This is a genomic window from Streptomyces sp. KL116D (assembly GCF_030766975.1).
In the GTDB taxonomy this organism is placed as follows: Bacteria; Actinomycetota; Actinomycetes; order Streptomycetales; family Streptomycetaceae; genus Streptomyces; species Streptomyces longispororuber_A.
In genome coordinates, this window is record NZ_JASERH010000104.1 from 1 (window position 1) to 16,337 (window position 16,337).

Genomic DNA, 16,337 nt, shown 5'->3' on the forward strand with positions numbered 1-16,337 from the left:
CCATGACCTCGGCGTTGATGCCGGAGATGCCGAGGCCCGCCTTTGAGGCAGTTGTCCAGGTGCGCCTCGACGACGTCACGGTCAGGATCTTCGTCGGTGCCGACGCCGCAGTAGTAGCCGCCCTGCGCGGCGGGGAAGCGTCGACCGGGAAGCCGAGCGGGCGCGCTCGCCCTCGAAGAACGTGCACTCCTGCTCGATGCCGAAGATCGGCTCCTGCGCGCCGAACTCCTCCTCGACCCGAGCGAGCGCGGCCCGCGCGTTGGAGCCCCGTGCGGCGTCACGTCGACGTCGAGAGACCCCGCACATGACGAGCACGTACCGCCTGCCGCCGCGGATCGGGTCCGGGTACACGGCGACGGGGCTTGAGCTAATCGCGGATCGAGGGCGTGGCCCTCGGCCTGGTTGGTGGAGGACCTCGTCGAGCCCCAGATCGGCAGCGCGTCCAGCGTCGGCGGGCGTGCCCGCGATTACCTCCACCAGCGTCTTTCGAACGAAGCTGGGCCGTCGGCTTCCGGTGCCGTCGATCCAGATGTACCAGCCTTTGAACGTCACGGCCGTACATCCTCACCACGGGTCTCTACCTGCCGCAGCCTGTCAACTGAGGCGCATTTCTCCTGGCCGCTGCCTCCGCGTAGAAACCCCTGTCGTTACCGGAGTCGCCCGCGGACGCGGCCCGTGACCTCGTATGCGCGATCAGCGGCCGCGGCCCAGCGCGTCCCGTACCGTCCTCCTGCTGCGCGCCACCACCGCCGTGCCGTCGTCGGCCCGTGATGACCGGGCGCTGGATCAGCTTCGCGCGCGGCGAGGGCGCGATCCACGCTCGCGGGCGTCCGCGCTCGCGCGCCCAGTCCTTCAGGCCCAGCTCCTTCGCGGCCGCCTCGCCGGTGCGGGTAGATGTCCCCACGGTGTTCGAGTCCGAGCCGGTCGGGCACGGCACGGACCTCAGTCGCCGCACGTCCCTCCAGGTAGCGGCGCACCGTGTAGTCGGCAGCCCTCGGCGTCGAGCAGGTGATGCGCGCTGCTGCGGCACTTTCGAGCAGGCCGGAGTTGACCCAGATCTCCATGCCAACGGCACGCGAGAGGCCTTTCGCGACGGTCCCAGCCGTCTGGCCAGCGGCTTTTGCCAGTGGTCGGCGGTAGAATAGAAAGAAGCAGTGTTCGAGAGCTTTCGCTTTCAGGTCCGCGACAGGAGGACTGCTTACTGTGCCCGCGCGCCGCTCCGATGTTGATCGATCTGCCGTACACGCCGCTCGAGAAGAGGCCGCTCCCCGCGGGCGACCCCGCGACTGGTACATCACGCAGCAACCGTCGCCACAAGAAGGCCCAGCCGCGCCTGGCGATAAGCCCCGCTCGACTCGGCGCTCCACCTTCCCAGCCAGACTCCACAACCGAAAGCTGATCCGTTCCACGGCCGAGGCTCATCGGCATCCACCCGCCGTCGGACACGACGTGCCACGCGGTGCGGGCTGCTGATAGCGCTACAGCCGCCGACCCGATGCACCGGTGGCCGGGTGACCTCGGCCACCGGGTGTGCGCGTGCGCGCCGTGGTGGGGCGGCAGCCGTTCACCGGCGGGTGCGGGTCCGTCGTGGCCTGGCCGCGCGGTTCCGCGCGCCCTGGAGCGCGGCTCCGCCGCCGCCTCTGTCCCGCCTCAAGAGCCCGTCGCTCGCCAGCTCCTTCTCAGGGGGCGTGCGGAAGCGGGGGCGTCGCCCGCGCTCCGGCCGCCCACGCGGACAGGCGCGCGGCCTGCGCCGTCACCGCCCGCTCCGCCGCCCGGCCGCCACGTCGTGTCCAGGAGGCGCCACACCACCTCGCCGTCCGCCCGCTGCGCGCCGCCCACGATCCGCCCGCCCCCACCACCCGTGGGACCGATGTTGCCGCTGCCGTCGAAGCGCAGACGCATGCCCGGCGGGCAGTACCAGTCGCGCTCCTGCCAGCCCATCGCCGTGGGGTCGAGGCCCGGCAGCAGCGCCGCCCACGGCCCGGGATCAGCGTCGGGCGCGTCCACGGTCCGGCATGACGTACCCCGTGCCGCCGCCGTCGAGCGACACCGGCACCGCCTCCACCGCGGCCAGCGCCCTGCGCACGTCGTGACCCTTCCAGCCGGTCCACCGCGAGGTCCCCCCTCCGTGGCGGGCCCGCACGCCGTGAGCCAGCGGCCGAGCAGCTCCGACTGGGCCTCGGCGACCGGGAGTTCGGGATGCGGCAGGGCGATCGCCCAGCGGAACCGTCGAGAGTCCACGAGCCCGAGCGGCCGGCCCCGTACGACCCGCCCTCCACCCCGAGGCACCCGCATCAGCCGCGACGACACCGTCTGCTCGGCCTCGTAGCTCTTCCCCCTGCCGTACGTGAACTGCTCCTTCAACCGGGGCTCGTCCACGGTCGCTCGGTCACCGTGGCCTCACCGCGCGCTCAGCGCGGCCAGCGCCGACGCCTCGACCTCCGTCAGCCACTCGGGCGTGAGCCGCCCGTCGCTGCCCGTCGTCAGGTCCTGAGCAGCCCGGCCCGCGCCTTCGCCGCGACCGCGGGCCCGGTCGACGCGTGCACGGTCGCCGCGAACTCCGTCGAACACGAACACGGTGTGCCGCATCCCGTGCATCCGCACCAGCGTCCGGTCCTCGTACAGGGCCCGCTCCAGATCCAGCACGGTCGGGCCTGGTCGGCGAGCCGCGCCCCGACCCCGAGGTAGACGGTCGCCGGGTCCGTGCCGTGCAGCGCCACGAGCGAACGCGCCACGTCCTCCGCGTGCTCCGCCCGCGCGGCCGGGAGCGAGCGGTGCGCGAGGGCGAGCCGGACGCGCCGCTCGGCGGTGCCGATGTGCCTCCTGGGTCCGCTGTTCATGCCGGCCATCCTGCCGGATCCGGTCACCTGTTTGCCGTACTTGGCATGCGGGCCCCGGAGGCGCACCGTTGACTGGGCGGACGCAGTGGAGCGCGCGAGCGGAGGTGTTCGGATGGCCGGCATGCGAGGTGGACGAGCGGTGGGCGCGACCGTGCTGGCGGCAGCCCTGGCCGTCGGTGTCGCGGGCTGCTCCGACAGCGACACCAGCCCCTCCGACGCCGCGCTCCAAGGCGGCCGACGTGCTGGCGTCCGCGACCGCCGAGGCGCAGGACAAGATCGACGAGTTCAAGAACGGCGTCGACGCCAAGGGCGACGTGAGCTCGGCGACGTGAGCAAGCGACGGCGACCGCGCCACGGTGCCGGTGACGGCCACGAACGCCTCGTCCACGAAGTCGTACCTCGTCCTCGTCTCCTTCAGCGACAGCGGCGGCAACATCGCTCGACACGGTCGCGCTCAACGTGAACGGGGTCGAGGCAGGAAAGTCGAAGGAAGCCACGGCCCGCAGCCACCGCTCCCTCGACGGTGACATCACCGCCGACGTCACCCGCGCCCCGCGCCACTGAACGGCGGGGCGTACGCCATGAGCAGCTCCCGCCGACCGCGCAGCCCAGGGACACAGCCCGCAAGCACGCCCCCGGTCCGCGCACGCCCCCTGGATACCGGCTGCCGACCGCCCCGACCCCGTCGTCGTCCTGGAACGGCAGGGCGCCGACCGGCTCCCTGACCCGCTGCCCATCCGGTACGGGACGGATGGCGGCGAGCCGCCCGCGTTCCTGCGCGGCGCCGCGGCCGTCATGGCGGGCGACCTCGCGGCGAACCCGCACACCGGGCTGACCGTCCAGCTCTGCGGCGACGCGCAGCCCTGCTGAACTTCGGCCTGTTCGCCTCGCCCGAGTGCTCCCTCCTCTTCGACCTCAACGACTTCGACGAGACCTATCGGGCCCCCTTCGAGTGGGACGTCAAACGGCTCGCCGCGTCGGTCGCCGTCGCCGCCCGCGGCAACGGCCACGCGACAAAGGGAGGCCCACCGCGCGGGCCTCGCCGCGACCGCCGCGTACCGCACGAACATGCGCAGACTGGCCGGCCTCGGGAGCTCGCCGTCTGGTACGAGAGCGCATCGACGCCCACGACCTGCTGCCGCTGATCCGCTCCGCCCGGCACCGCCGCCGCGCCGAGCACACCCTCGCCCAGGCCACCCGGCGCACCAGCCTCCACGCCCTCGCCAAACTCACCGAGACCACGCCCGACGGCCGCCGCCGTACGTCCACGACCCGCCCCTGCTGGAACCGGCGGGCGTCTCCGACGCGGCGGCCATCCGCAAGATGTTCGGCGACTACCGCTCCACGCTCGCCGAGGAACGCCGCCGGCTCCTGGACCGGTACCGGTTCGTGGACGCCGCCCGCAAGGTCGTCGGCGTCGGCAGCGTCGGCACCCGCTGCTTCATCGTGCTGCTCGCCGGCCGCGACACCGACGACCCGCTCTTCCTCCAGATCGAGGAGGCGACCCGCTCGGTGATCGAGGACCATGTCCTGTACCACGGCCCCCTACATCCCACCCCGGTCACCGCGTCGTCTGGGACAGCGCCTCCTCCAGGCGGCGAGCGACATCTTCCTCGGCTGGATGGCGAGGCTCAGCTGCGCGCGCTTTCTACTGGCGCCAGCTGCGCGACATGCAGAAGGGTTCCCGCCGACGTCGCCGTCATGTGCCCCGACGAGCTCGCTCGCCTACGCCCGGCCGTGTGGCGTCGCCCCGTCCCGCGCCCACGCCCGCCCCGGCGACCGCACCGCCATCGCCGCCTACCTCGGCAAGACGGACCCCTTCGACCGCGCCGTCGCCGCGTTCGCCCTGCGCTACGCGCGACCAGACGGATCGCGACCACGCCGTCCCTGCGCCGCGCCGTCTCGGAGGGCGTCCTGACGGCCACCCCGGCGCCTGACCAGTCCGTCGGCCATCGCATGCGCCGCTCGAAGGCCCGCGCGGGACTACGCTCGTACTGTGCCGTCCAACCTCAGCACCGCCGACAGCTTTCGCCGTGCAGTCGCCGTCGCCGCGTCCGCCGGTGCATCCACGGCCTGGCGACTCTTGCTCGGCGGCCTCGGAGCGGACTTCCGGTGCCCGTGCTGATCGTGCAGCATCCTGGACCTGCGCCACCGCACCGTGCTGGCTGAGATCCCTCGACCGCCGCACCGATCTGACCGTCAAGCTCGCCGAGCAGGGATCGAGCCCGCCCGCCCACGCCGTATAGCATCGCCCATCGCGCCGCCCGACCGGCACCTCCTGGCCGGACCCGACGGCATCGCTCGCTGTCCCGGAGCAGAGCTTTCGTCCACTTCCTGCGGCCCTCCGCCGACCTGCTTTCTTTCGAGTCCGTCGCGGGCGCCTACGGATCCCGCGCGGTGGCCGTCGTGCTCACGGGCACCGGCAACGACGGCGCCATGGGTGTCGACGCGGTGAAGTCGCGGGGCGGTACCGTGATCGCCCAGGATCCGGAGACCGCCGAATTTTTCCGGCATGCCGTAGGCGGCCGGGTACGGGAGCAGTTGACTTCGTGCTACCTTCTGAGGAGATCCCCACGGTGATCCCTGGGGGACTTGTCGACATCAAGAGGCAGTGGTGACGGACCATGGCGGCTGACGCGCAGGACGCGTAGAGACGGACGAGGGAGCTCGAGGGGCTGCTCTGAATTCCTGCGGGACGCGCGGGGATTCGACTTCTCCGGCTACAAGCGCTCGTCCCTCGGGCGGCGCATCCGCAGGCACATGTCGGACGTCGGCATCGACTCGTACGCCGACTACCGCGACCAGCTGGAGACGAACGCGGGCGAGTTCGGCGCCCTGTTCAACACCATCCTGATCAACGTCACCTCCGTCTTCCGCGACGCCGACGCTCTGGACGTTCCTGCAGCGCGAGGTGAAAGCCCTGAGCTCCTCGCGCAGGCCGGCGGCGACGAGGAGATCCGGGTGTGGAGCGCGGGCTGCTCCAGCGGCGAGGGAGGCGTACTTCGCTGGCCATCATGTTCTGCGGAGGCCCTCGGTCTCGAGGAGGCGCTGAACCGGGTCAAGATCTACGGCACCGACGTCGACGACGAGGAGCGCTGCGCGACGCTCCCGCTCCGGCCTCTACCCCGCCAAGACCCTCGAACCGCCTCGCCCCCGAACTGCGCGACAAGTACTTCTGAGCAGAACGGCTCGCAGTTCAGCTTCCGCTCCGACCTTGCGCCGCCGGGTCATCTTCGGCCGTCACGACATCACCCGCGACGCCCCGATCTCTCCTCGCCTCGACCTGCTCGTGCCGCAACACGCTGGATGTACTTCAACGTCGAGGCGCAGACACAGATCATCGACCGGTTCCACTTCGCCCTGCGCGAGCTACTCTTCCTCGGCAAGCGCCGAGATGCTGCTCAACGACTCCGACCCGGTTCGATGTGATGAGCATGCGCCAGCGTGTCTCCGGCGGCGGCCCGGCGAGGCGTCGACGCCGTACCAGCCCGTCCGGTTTCGCGATGCGGCAGGGCTTCTGGCTGGAGGTCCAGAGCGTGACCCGCAACCGGCAGTTGCGCGACCATCCTCGACGCCCGCCCGGCGCCGCCCTCGCGGTCGACGTCGACGGCATCGCCGTCCTCATCAACAACCACGCCCGCGTCCAGCGTCTGACTCCGACCGCCAACGACATCGGGCGCTTCCAGGACCTGGAGATCTCCTGCACGTCCCGTCGAACTGCGCTTTCCCGATCGAGTACAGGCCACTGCATCGAGCGCCGCACACCCTGCGGGTGAACGGGGCGGAGCGCCGGGCCGGCGAGGACGTCCAGGTACTTCGACATCCTCTATCCTAGCCGCTTTCCGTCGGCTCGGCCATTGACCGCCCGCCGCCACCAACATCACCTTTCACCGACGTCACAGGTCGCCACGCAGCTCAAGGCCGAGGTCAAGTGCGCGCGCCAGGCGACCTGGAGACCGCCTACGAGGAACTCCAGTCCACGAACGCAAGAGTTGGAGACGACGAACGAGGGAACTCCAGTTCCTTCCATCGAGGAGTTGGAGACGACGAACGAAGAATCTCCCAGTCCACTGAAACGAGGAGTTGGAGACCACCTAACGAGGGAATCTCCAAGTCGGGCAACGAGGAACTGGAGACCATGGTAACGAGGAGATGCGTGGATCCGCAGCGAGGGAGCTGGACGAGCCCGCGCCTTCCTGGAGGGCGTTGTCTCACTTCCATCGCGGCCGCCGTCGCCGTCCTCGACAAGGTTCAAGGTCAAGAGCGAACCGGGGCGCCACCGACCTGTGACTGCGGCAGGACGAGGTAGACTCGACGAGCCGTTCTTCGGCTCTGACTTCGGTCTGCCGACCAGCGAACCGCGCTCGCCACGGCCGAGGAATGCGTCATGACGCAGCGCGCGGCGCGACGGCCGTGATCAACGCGGCTTCAACCGACTCGGCCGTCACATCACGTCACCGTCCAGTGCAGCTCTGTTCGACGGCCACCGTGGCGGTGTCGTTCTGCTGATGGGAAGAAGGCCGGAGCGACGGTACGGAGTGACCCCTGGCGGCGTAGGCTGAGGACATGACGGCCCGGGACCAAGTGCCCGACGGCGCTGCGGTGACATGGCAGAGGGCGGTCCGCGCACGCGAAAGCGCGCCGACCGTGAGGAACGGCTGGCCGACCATCACGAGGTCTTCGCCCGGCAGACCCGGACAGAGCTGCACTTCAGGATGGCCCACATCCACCGTACGACCGCCGCGCGGGCACCGGGTGGCGGCGGACCTCGAGGCCCACGCCGTCCGTACCACCGAATGGACGCGCAGGGGCGGTCCGCCGCCCCTGTTCATGACCGGAGTCGCGGAGGCGTGCGGCACAGCGAGCGTGGCGGTGACCCTCGTCGACGCGGACAGCAACCAAGCTGGCCGCCGCCGCGTCCGACGAACCGGCGCGCCACGCACAGGACTTGGAGTACACGCTCGGCGAGGGCCCGGCGCGGGACGCGGTGGCCGAGCTGATCCCCGTCGCCGCGTCCGGAACCGTGCTGCGGTCCCGCTGGCCGGGATACGGACCGGCCATCGAGTCGCTCGGCATCGGCCGTGTGGTCGCCGTGCCGCTCCAGGTGCCGGGGGACTGCATCGGCGCCCTCGCCGTGTTCGACGCGCGCTCCGCCACCACGGACATCACGCGGTTCATGCGGGTCGCCGACGCTCTGACCCGCAGTTTCATCCTCGGCCGCGAGGCGGGCGACGGCCTGTCTGACGAGATCGACCACCGGCCCGAGGTGCACCAGGCCGCCGGAATGGTCTCCGTCCAGACGGGCTGTCACGTCACGGATGCGCTGGAACTGGTCAGCGCGCGCGTTCTCCGACGGCCGGGCCGTCGGCGAGGTGGCCCGGGAGATCGTCGCAGGACTACTCAAACTCGGCTGAGAGGTCGCTACCGTGACGCTGCAGGAGCAGGAACTTGCCGCGGTCTTCGCCCGGTTGACGGGGAGGCCGCCCGCGATCCGCTCGACACGCAGGCTCTGCTCGCCGCCCTCGTGGAGAGCGGCCGGCGGTTGTTCGGCGCGCGTGGCGCGATCGTCCAGTACACCCCCGGCGGCGCCGCCGCGATCCAGACCGACGGCACCGACGGTGCCCTGCAGGCCCTGGCTGCGGACGCGGTCGGCTGGCAGGAGGGCCCGGTCACGCGCTCGTACGACGGGCTGCGCCCTCATCGACGTGGACGTGACCACCCGCCCCACGCAGGCGTGCTGGCCGCGCTGGTCCCCGCGCGTCCTGGCCCCCTCGGCCACGGCCGCGTCACGGCGCTGCCGCTGTTCTCCAAGGACGGCCCGGCCGGCCGCCTCGTCCTGTTCACGGCGCCCGGCAGTCTCCTCGACGAGCGGGCCCTGAAGCTGTCCCGCTCCCTCGCGCCGAGACCGCGGGACACACCCCGTCCTCGGCGCAGTGGGCGGCGAGAGCCCAGGTGCTGGCGGGACAGCTGGAGCACGCCCTGTCCAGCCGGGTCGTCGTCGAGCAGGCGAAGGGCATCCAGCCGCCCGGTACGACTCACTCGAAGCGGCCTTCGCCCGGTTACGCCGCCACTGCGCGATCCCGCCAACGAAAGGTCGCCGACGCTGTGGCGGGAGGGTCGTCGAGGGCCGCATCGAACTCGCGACTGACGGAACCTCGGGCTCCTGCAGGCCGCGCCGTGTCCGGCGCCGTCTCCTGCGCACTCGCCTGTGTGTCGTGCTGTGCGCCGCGCGCTTCTCCTGCGCGGCCTTCAGCATGGTCCGCGCCGCTGCTCCCTCTCCTCGTTGCTCAGCGAGGTCTGCACCAACCGCCCCGCCGAACTGGGCGAGTTCCGGCACGACGCTGGCGTCCTTGGCGGCCTGCTTCACCAGCACGAGCAGGCGCTGCCGCGCGCGGCCGCAGGTTCTGGCCGTGCTTCATGAAGTTGTCGTTGATCCCGGTGTCCGTCATGGCCCCGCCGGCCGCACCGGCGGCGCGCACGGCGGCCCCACGAACGGCAACTGTGAACGGCAGCCCGATGTCACCACCCCGCGCCCTGCCCGCGGCGCCCATCGCGGTGTGGTTCACGGCCTGGCGCGGCTTGGATCTTCCCGTCGCTCCCGCCGCTCGACCACGACGCGATGTCCTCGAGCTCGACGGGTGCTCCTTTGGTCATCGCCAGGATCTTGTCCCGACCTGCTGGGCGGTCGCGAGATCGTTGTAGGCGACGACGAACAGATTGCTCATGGCTGCACTCCTCCGAGGCATTCAGTGCGGTCGATTTCGCCCGAGTTTAGGAGCCTTTGCCCCGCTCCGCACGGGAGACGACCGAACCGGCCCCGGCCCGGCCCGGGAACGCACGAGGCCGGTGCCCCACGAGGGGACACCGGCCCTTGGCTGTGCTCTGGTCGACTTAGATGTCGAAGTACAGCTCGAACTCTAACGGCCCTTTGCTGAACTGTAGTTGAGTGTCAGTAGGGCGTTGACCTGGCGCTTTGACTGTTGGGACGCGTTGGGTAACGCTAAGAACGTTGGAATGTTCTGCGGACTGATTGCGGACCGCAAGCGTCACCGACAGTCGCACTGCACGCGAAAGGGCCCCTCGCCTGACTCCACCGGGCGAGGGGGCCCTTTCTGCGTTCTGCCCAACTCCACTGGGCAGACACCTAGTCACCCAGGTCGTACTCCGAGGACAGTTCACGGCCGACGCCGAGATAGTCGACGGCGTACTCGGTCGGCTCGCCGTTCTGATCCCAGTAGTGATTGATGACGACGACTGTCGACGTACCCGCCGCTGTCTCTAGCGCGAGGGCGACATCCTCGGGGACTTCGCGCAGCGCCACCGTGTCCCGCCTGCGGACGACCCTCCGTCCCGTGCGGTCCTCAATGAGCCCGAATGTCATTTTGGGCAGCGGTGCCGCCTCTAGGAACTCCGGAGCTTGATCGGCGATTGCTCCGGACACCCACGTCGTCGACACGGTCACGACTCCCGTGCTGTCGAGGTAGCGCCGGCGCCGCCGTGCAACCTCGTCTCCCGCTTCGAGGCCGAGGGCGTCGGCGACTTCCTGTGACGCGGACTCCCGGACGCCTTCCAGGATCTCGACGCGCTCGTTTTCGCCGAGCGTCGGCCCGCCCGTCTGCAGCTTGGAAAGGCGGTCCGCGCCTGCTGTGAGCTTCTTCGGCTGGCTGACGATGGTTCCGACACCTGGCGTTGCGGTGGCGTAGCCCTCCGCCCGCAGTACGCCGGGCACTCGCGCGGCGGTCGCCCGGCTGACCCCTTCGGTCTCCATGATCTGGCTAACCGAGGGGACGCGGTCACCTGGCTGCAGTTCACCGCTTTCGATGCGGTCGATGATCTGCGCGGCGATGCGCTGATACGGGGCAACCCCTCAAGGTTGCGAACCATGAAAACCTCCAACTTCTAGAACGTTCTGGAATGCCTGTTGACTTCGAGAAGCCTTCTAGAACATCCTAGGTGCATGCCCGGTCATCAGCACAGATCAGGGCGAGCCAGATCATGCCAAAGCCCTGACGGGGTGATCGCGGTGTTACAGCACCGCGCCCGCCAGGGCCTCGCATCCAAGAGTCGAGGTCTCAGATGCACGCTGAGCTTGATCCCGCCTGCCCAGATGCAGGCCGTCGTGGGTGAACCGCTCCGGGTCAAGGTCATCGCCGAGGCGCTGCGCGTTACCGACGCCACCGTCTACGCCGAGATCAAGTCCGGGCGTCTGCCCTCCTACCGGATCGGTCAGGGGCGCGGCACCATCCGCGTCTCCCGCGCCGCGTTCGCGCAGTACCTCGCCGACCGCGGCATCCCCGCCGCAGAGCTGGCGGTGGAACTGTGACCACCAACATCACTCCCCTCGTCTGGCCATCCGCGCCACTCTCTCCCGCCGATGCATTTCCTGACGCTCGGCGGCGCCCGGGTCGAGGTCTTCGCCAACCCGCAGGCCAACTGTCTGCCCTACGACTGGTCGTGCTCCGGCTGCGGCTACGAGTCGACCGCCTACGCAGCGCTGCCGTTCTGCCGTGACGACGCGAAGACGCACGCCGAGACGTGCACCGCCGAACAGTCCTCCGACGGGCCGGTCCCGCACACCGTGACCGACGCCGGAAACCGCGCTGTCGCCCTCCCCTCGTCGTTCAGGCCGGATACCGGCTGGTTCCGGCACTGCTCGGGACGCGGCGGACGAACAACCTGGCCTACATCCCGTGCCCGGCCTGGTGCACGGAGGACCACACCGAGTACCCGTACATGGTCGACGACATCGCCTCACCAGGGCGCCGGCGTGCAGGTGTCGGTGCCCGCCTTCAACAACGCGTTCTGGCGTCGCGCACTGCCTCGACGCGCGTCTCTACAGCGACCCGACGTCGGACGACCCTGCGCATGCGGGCCGCTCACGTCCTCGTTGACGACGACACCCCGCTCCAGGCCCACCTGACGGAAGCCCTGGCCGACAAGCTGGCCGACGACTTCGTAGCGTTCGCCGAGCAGCTGCGGCAGCTGGCCCGTGCCGCCCGTGCGCACAACGAGACCGCCGACGACTCGGACCCGGACATGGACGAGGCGCTGCGCCGGGCCCGTGGCGGTGACGCCTGATGCCGCGCCGTAACCGCAACGTTCCCGCGGATCCCCGTCCCGGAGCCCAGGGCGACCTGTTGGACCGCCGCGCGGTCCGGCGCCTGAACGCCAAGGCCCGTCACCGGAGGTCGGAGTCGTGAGCGCCCGCCAGATCCTCGACACCTTCCCGGCCGGGGCCCCGCGCGGTAGCTGGCCTGCCGAGGAGTACGCCGCCCGCAAGCGGGCCGAGGGTGTTCCCGCCGAGGTCGTGATGGACCTCGCTACGGACGCGTTCCTGGTCATCGTCAAGGAGGGCGCCACCCGATGAAGAAGCCCAACAGGTTCTTCAAGACGGATCGGTCATACAAGGCCCGCCGCACCGCTCCGAAGAAGCTCTCGAAGCAGGAGATGCGTCGCCTGTCTGACCAGGCTCGTCGCCAGCGGAGGACCCCGTGAGCGTCCCCCGCACGGTTATCGTCCGCACGCAGGACCACGGCCGCATCATGATCCCCGAGCCGCCGTGGTGCACCGGCGAACACCCCGTCGAGGGGTACCGCGTCGACATCACCCACCAGGGCCCCGAGGTCCCGCTGAACCTCTGGTCGCAGCGTCTGCAACGGGATCAGGAGTTCCTGACCGCCTATCTCGTGCAGCGCCCGTTCTCCGAGTTCCCGGCCACGGCCGTGGCGTTCGGCGGGGTCGACTTCTTCGAGTACGACTCGGCCGGCCTGCGGGACGTCGTCGACGCGCTCATCGTCTACGCCCTCGGCCACCTGCCCGCGCTGATCCGCCAGTTGGAGCGCATCGAGACCGACGGGGATCCGGCGTGACGGCCCGCTGGCCTGTCCGTCGCCCCACCGAACATGCCGCGCTGCGACGGCTCGACAAGTCGCAGCACGGCCCCCGCCCTCAGTTCCTGCCCTGATGGCCGCGTTGCTCGTCGCGAACGAGCGGCGTGACCGTGAGGGCGTCTGCTTGGCCGCGCACCGTGTCGTGCGCGTCGCCGCCCCGGAGGTGGGCGAGTAGTGAACATCGAACGTGACGCACTCGGATGGGCCGCCATGGCCGCATCCATCGCGGTCACGGCACACGAGGGAGTGGTCGCTGGCGGTCGCCAGCGGCTACGCCCCCGTCGTCGCGGCCGGCCTTCCTATCGCCATCGACGCCTATGCGATTCGTGCCATGAGGGCGGGTCGGGAGATCTTCCCTCCCGTCCTCCTGATGGTCGCGACGAACGCCGCGGCGCACCTGTTGAAGGGCGGCATGCTGACCGTCGCCCCGTGGCTCGTCGTCCTCGTGTCCGCCATCGCGCCCGTCGTCCTCTGGCGCGTCCACGCGCTGCACCGGCACGAGGTGGCCGTGCCCGAGCCGCAGCCGGTCGAGTACGAGCCGGAGCCTGCCGTCGAGCCCGTACCCTGAGACGAAGCCGGAACCTGCCCGTCCGTACCCGTGGCCGTACCCGAGGGTGCGCGGATGCTCCCGACCTTCGGGTGCCGCGGGAGTTGCAGCGGGCGCTGCGCAACGAGCGGCTCCGCCCTCGTACCCGCCGCCGAGCACGCCCGTACCCGGCCCGAAGTACATGCCGAGTACGTACCCTGAGCCCCCGGCGACGACGACCCGCTCACCGAAGCGGGGCTCAACGACGCTGCCGAGCAGTTCCGGTCCGAACTGCTCGCGGGCGACCTGCCGTCCATCCGTGAGCTCAAGGCCCGCCTCCGGGTCGGGCAGAACCGGGCGAAGGAGATCCAAGAGGCATTCCGCCAGGCGCTCCCGCAGCTGGTCGGCTCGGGGGTGCCGTCGTGAGCGCGTCCAACCTGCCTGAGCAGTGCCGCCGTTACGCCGCACCGCTCGACGAACAGCCCCTGACTGGGCCTGTTGAGCTGTACGGCGAGCGTGAGGCGGTCGTGTGGGTGCCCGAGCGCCTACGGCGGCATGGTGCCCGTCCACAAGTCGCAGGCCCCGGCGCCCGTGCAGCTGGCCGCCCCTGCGCGACCTGGCCCCGCAGCCGGTTCTGGACCCCATCGCTCAGCGCCTCCTCGGCGCCGGCGCCGGGGGCGGACTCCTGCTGTGGGGAGGCGGGAAGTTCTCGCCGGAGCGAGCGACCTGATCAGCAGCCTGTCCGGGGCGGGGTCCTGCTCCTCTTCCTGGCGGTCGCCTGTACCCGCGCCGTACTCGCCGGGCGCGGCCGTACCTACGTGCACCACGAGCAGCACACCCACGTCCACCAGAAGTGGCTGGGCCGCACCAACATCCACAACCAGTAGGGGGAACCGTCATGCCCAGTCGTACCCGTACCCGAAGTGCCGGCGGTGTTCGTACCGTCAAGATCCCGCACCAGCGCGACGCGGCTCCGAGCAGCTCATCGTCGTCGTACCGCCCCGGCAGTCGATGGCGCGCCGCGCGGGCAACCACCTGGCGCTCGCCGCGTGGGAGCACCGCCAGGCCCTCGCCCCGACGTTCGCGGCCGTACTCGCCTTCAACCTGGCCGCACTCCTGCACGCCCTGGCCTGGTGGTCCGGCCTGCTGCTCGCCCCGGTCGCCCTGGCGCCCGCCGTGGTGCTGGCCATCGTGCAGCGCCAGCACAAGGCCCGCGGCTCCGCCCTGGCCTGGCGCATCGGCCTCGCCGTGGCATCCACGTTCACGGCCGCCTGGCTGGCCCTGGCCGCCACGTTCGGCCCGCTCTACGGCCCGCACGCCGGAACGCTCTGCATCGTGTGGCTGCTCGCCCTCGTCGGCGCTCAGACCACGTGGCCTCTCGTCCGCCGCACCCACTGACCAGGGAGTCCTGATGGCTCAGCGCACCACCAGCAACCCTTCCAGTAAGGGCAACAAGTTCGTCAACGTCGGGGCCGCCGCCGGAGGGTTCGCGGGCGGGATCGCGGGCGGGCTGGCGAGCACGTTTACCCCGCCCATCAACATCAACATCAACCGTGGCGGCGGTGGCGGTCGCAGCGGGCACGGCGCACGGTCCCTGCTGCCCGCCCCTGAGTTCTACACGCCGGCGCAGATGCGGAACTACTGCAACTCGCTGCGCGCGCTCGCGGTCATGATCTCTTTCGAGGCCTCCATGGGTGCCGAGATCCTGCAGGGCGTACTCTGCCTCCGTACCCGACCCCGAGGGCCGCCCCTCGGGTCCAGGATCAGGGCCGCCAAGGTCTCCCGGAAGCTGAAGAAGTCCGCCAACGCCTGACAGCCGCTGCGAAGAACGCAGCCGGCGCGTACTCCACGTACCAGCAGGAGTACAGGAGGAGATCAACCGGGTACGCCACCGCGCCCGTAAGCCTCAAGCCCCGGTCTTCGACTGGGCCGACCAGTAGAGGGAGGTACGACCGTGACGGATCAGTTCACCGACCAAGATGGGCGGGCGTACCCTGCTTGTACTCCCCGCCAACGGCTCAGGTACGGGCGGCACCGTCCGCGGCTACCTACTGGACCGGATCAGCCGCATCTTCCGCCGTGGCTCACCGTGGCCGGGCTCGGTCTCACGGGCGAGGGGCGCGAACCGCTGTGGGCGGGCTCGGCAGCGCGGGCGTAGGACTGACCCTGTCGTCCGTCGCGCTGACGGGCATCACCTGGTGGGCGGGCCGCTCGACGAGTGCACAGCGGCGCCTCCACTCCGCCATCACGGTGGCCGCAGGGGTCCAGCTGGTTCACAGCCGCGGCGCTCGCCGGACCCTTCGAGGGGCCGATCCCGCACCTGTTCCTCATGGGCGGCGCCACCGGAGCTCTCTCCTGGAACGTGCGCCTGCTGCTGCGCACCTCCGACCCGCAGGGAGCGGACAGCGGAGACAAGGGGCTGCTCGCCAAGGTGGGGCTCGCCCGCGCGCAGGTCGGCGCCGCCCGCGTCGAGCCGAACTCGTGTCACGGCACCCGTGACACTCGCGGCCGGCGAGCACACCAACGACGACGTCTCCAAGGTGCTGCCGCACCTCGCCTCCGCGCTCGACGTGCCGCGTACCGCGGTGCGCTACCAGCCCGACCCGGACTCCGAGCGCCGCGGGGAACTGGTCATCGTCCCCGAGGACATGCTGCGGTACGTCGTCGAGTGGGAGGGCCCTTCCAACGCGGGAGCCTCGATCGCCGATCCGCTCGTCATCGGCCGATACGACGACGGGGCGCCGCTGGTGTTGTGGCTGCCCGGCGACCCGGAGACCAAGCGGAACAGCACCCACGTACTCATCGCGGGCGGCACCGGCTCCGGCAAGGGCGACACCGCCCTCAACCTGCTGACCGAGATCATGTCCCGGCGTGACGTCATCGTCTGGTTCTCCGACCCCAGGCGTTCCAGGACTTCGGACCGCTGCGGCCAGGAATGGACTGGGGGGTAGAGGGCGGCGCCCCCACCGAGATGATGGTGGAGGCCATCAAGGCAGCCATCCCCGCGCGGACCCGCTGGCTCGGCGCGCACGGCTACCGCCAGTGGATCCTGCGGCTGCCCAGGAACAGACAGATCCGGCG

Annotated in this window: 19 protein-coding genes and 4 pseudogenes; 18 read left to right on the plus strand and 5 right to left on the minus strand. The window is 70.7% G+C overall.

All coding sequences use genetic code 11. From position 1 onward, the window contains the following. From RBJ77_RS40760 to RBJ77_RS40775, 4 genes and pseudogenes are all read right to left on the minus strand, one after another. A pseudogene (locus RBJ77_RS40760) lies at positions 1-552 on the minus strand (glutamine synthetase); the annotation flags it as partial. A gap of 141 nt (positions 553-693) precedes the next feature. Beyond that, positions 694-1,064 (minus strand): annotated as a pseudogene (locus RBJ77_RS40765) (arsenate reductase family protein). Positions 1,065-1,650: 586 nt separating this feature from the next. Next, a complete protein-coding gene (locus RBJ77_RS40770; RefSeq protein ID WP_372349595.1) occupies positions 1,651-2,379 on the minus strand; it encodes a DNA glycosylase AlkZ-like family protein in 729 nt (242 codons plus the stop codon). A 104-nt stretch (positions 2,380-2,483) separates the two neighbouring features. Then, positions 2,484-2,840 carry a hypothetical protein gene (locus RBJ77_RS40775; protein ID WP_372349596.1) on the minus strand — a complete coding sequence of 119 codons (357 nt, stop codon included), beginning with the start codon at positions 2,838-2,840 and terminating at the stop codon, positions 2,484-2,486. Between the two features lie 774 nt (positions 2,841-3,614). On the opposite strand from RBJ77_RS40775, the gene RBJ77_RS40780 reads away from it, so the two are divergent. The 9 genes and pseudogenes from RBJ77_RS40780 to RBJ77_RS40820 all read left to right on the plus strand — a co-directional run bounded on the left by RBJ77_RS40780 (position 3,615) and on the right by RBJ77_RS40820 (position 8,988). Next, entirely contained in the window at positions 3,615-3,710 is a 96-nt protein-coding gene (locus RBJ77_RS40780) for a DUF2252 family protein (protein ID WP_372349627.1), read from the plus strand. A gap of 8 nt (positions 3,711-3,718) precedes the next feature. Beyond that, a complete protein-coding gene (locus tag RBJ77_RS40785; protein ID WP_372349628.1) occupies positions 3,719-3,985 on the plus strand; it encodes a DUF2252 family protein in 267 nt (88 codons plus the stop codon). Then, positions 3,909-4,310: pseudogene (locus RBJ77_RS40790) on the plus strand (DUF2252 family protein); the annotation flags it as partial. The gene RBJ77_RS40785 and the pseudogene RBJ77_RS40790, both read left to right, overlap by 77 nt. A gap of 151 nt (positions 4,311-4,461) precedes the next feature. Next, entirely contained in the window at positions 4,462-4,758 is a 297-nt protein-coding gene (locus RBJ77_RS40795; protein WP_372349629.1) for a DUF2252 family protein, read from the plus strand. Between the two features lie 434 nt (positions 4,759-5,192). Further along, positions 5,193-5,420, plus strand: a complete 228-nt coding sequence (locus RBJ77_RS40800) for a chemotaxis protein CheB (RefSeq protein WP_372349630.1) — start codon at positions 5,193-5,195, stop codon at positions 5,418-5,420. 12 nt (positions 5,421-5,432) lie between these two features. Continuing rightward, positions 5,433-5,597, plus strand: a pseudogene (locus RBJ77_RS40805) (hypothetical protein); the annotation flags it as partial. 3 nt (positions 5,598-5,600) lie between these two features. Then, positions 5,601-6,269 (plus strand): CheR family methyltransferase, encoded by a 669-nt coding sequence (locus RBJ77_RS40810; RefSeq protein WP_372349634.1) that lies wholly within the window; start codon positions 5,601-5,603, stop codon positions 6,267-6,269. Between the two features lie 5 nt (positions 6,270-6,274). Further along, complete coding sequence (locus tag RBJ77_RS40815) at positions 6,275-6,616, plus strand: hypothetical protein (RefSeq protein WP_372349597.1); 342 nt, start codon at positions 6,275-6,277, stop codon at positions 6,614-6,616. Between the two features lie 1,172 nt (positions 6,617-7,788). Continuing rightward, positions 7,789-8,988 carry a hypothetical protein gene (locus RBJ77_RS40820; protein ID WP_372349598.1) on the plus strand — a complete coding sequence of 400 codons (1,200 nt, stop codon included), beginning with the start codon at positions 7,789-7,791 and terminating at the stop codon, positions 8,986-8,988. Between the two features lie 996 nt (positions 8,989-9,984). Here RBJ77_RS40820 and RBJ77_RS40825 read toward each other — a convergent pair. Beyond that, entirely contained in the window at positions 9,985-10,686 is a 702-nt protein-coding gene (locus RBJ77_RS40825) for a GntR family transcriptional regulator (RefSeq protein WP_372349631.1), read from the minus strand. Between the two features lie 273 nt (positions 10,687-10,959). Here RBJ77_RS40825 and RBJ77_RS40830 point away from each other — a divergent pair, with 273 nt between their 5' ends. From RBJ77_RS40830 to RBJ77_RS40870, 9 genes are all read left to right on the plus strand, one after another. Beyond that, on the plus strand, positions 10,960-11,163 hold the full coding sequence (locus RBJ77_RS40830; RefSeq protein WP_372349599.1) for a helix-turn-helix domain-containing protein: 204 nt from the start codon (positions 10,960-10,962) through the stop codon (positions 11,161-11,163). Between the two features lie 212 nt (positions 11,164-11,375). Further along, on the plus strand, positions 11,376-11,918 hold the full coding sequence (locus RBJ77_RS40835; RefSeq protein WP_372349600.1) for a hypothetical protein: 543 nt from the start codon (positions 11,376-11,378) through the stop codon (positions 11,916-11,918). Positions 11,919-12,036: 118 nt separating this feature from the next. Continuing rightward, complete coding sequence (locus RBJ77_RS40840) at positions 12,037-12,207, plus strand: hypothetical protein (RefSeq protein ID WP_372349601.1); 171 nt, start codon at positions 12,037-12,039, stop codon at positions 12,205-12,207. A gap of 124 nt (positions 12,208-12,331) precedes the next feature. Then, entirely contained in the window at positions 12,332-12,709 is a 378-nt protein-coding gene (locus RBJ77_RS40845) for a hypothetical protein (RefSeq protein ID WP_372349602.1), read from the plus strand. 352 nt (positions 12,710-13,061) lie between these two features. Continuing rightward, positions 13,062-13,298, plus strand: a complete 237-nt coding sequence (locus tag RBJ77_RS40850; RefSeq protein ID WP_372349603.1) for a hypothetical protein — start codon at positions 13,062-13,064, stop codon at positions 13,296-13,298. Positions 13,299-13,678: 380 nt separating this feature from the next. After that, a complete protein-coding gene (locus RBJ77_RS40855) occupies positions 13,679-14,143 on the plus strand; it encodes a hypothetical protein (protein ID WP_372349604.1) in 465 nt (154 codons plus the stop codon). Between the two features lie 124 nt (positions 14,144-14,267). After that, complete coding sequence (locus tag RBJ77_RS40860; RefSeq protein WP_372349605.1) at positions 14,268-14,654, plus strand: hypothetical protein; 387 nt, start codon at positions 14,268-14,270, stop codon at positions 14,652-14,654. Positions 14,655-14,667: 13 nt separating this feature from the next. Continuing rightward, entirely contained in the window at positions 14,668-15,069 is a 402-nt protein-coding gene (gene traA / locus RBJ77_RS40865) for a plasmid transfer protein TraA (protein WP_372349606.1), read from the plus strand. Between the two features lie 682 nt (positions 15,070-15,751). Further along, positions 15,752-16,207, plus strand: a complete 456-nt coding sequence (locus RBJ77_RS40870; protein ID WP_372349607.1) for a hypothetical protein — start codon at positions 15,752-15,754, stop codon at positions 16,205-16,207. Positions 16,208-16,337: the final 130 nt, after the last annotated feature.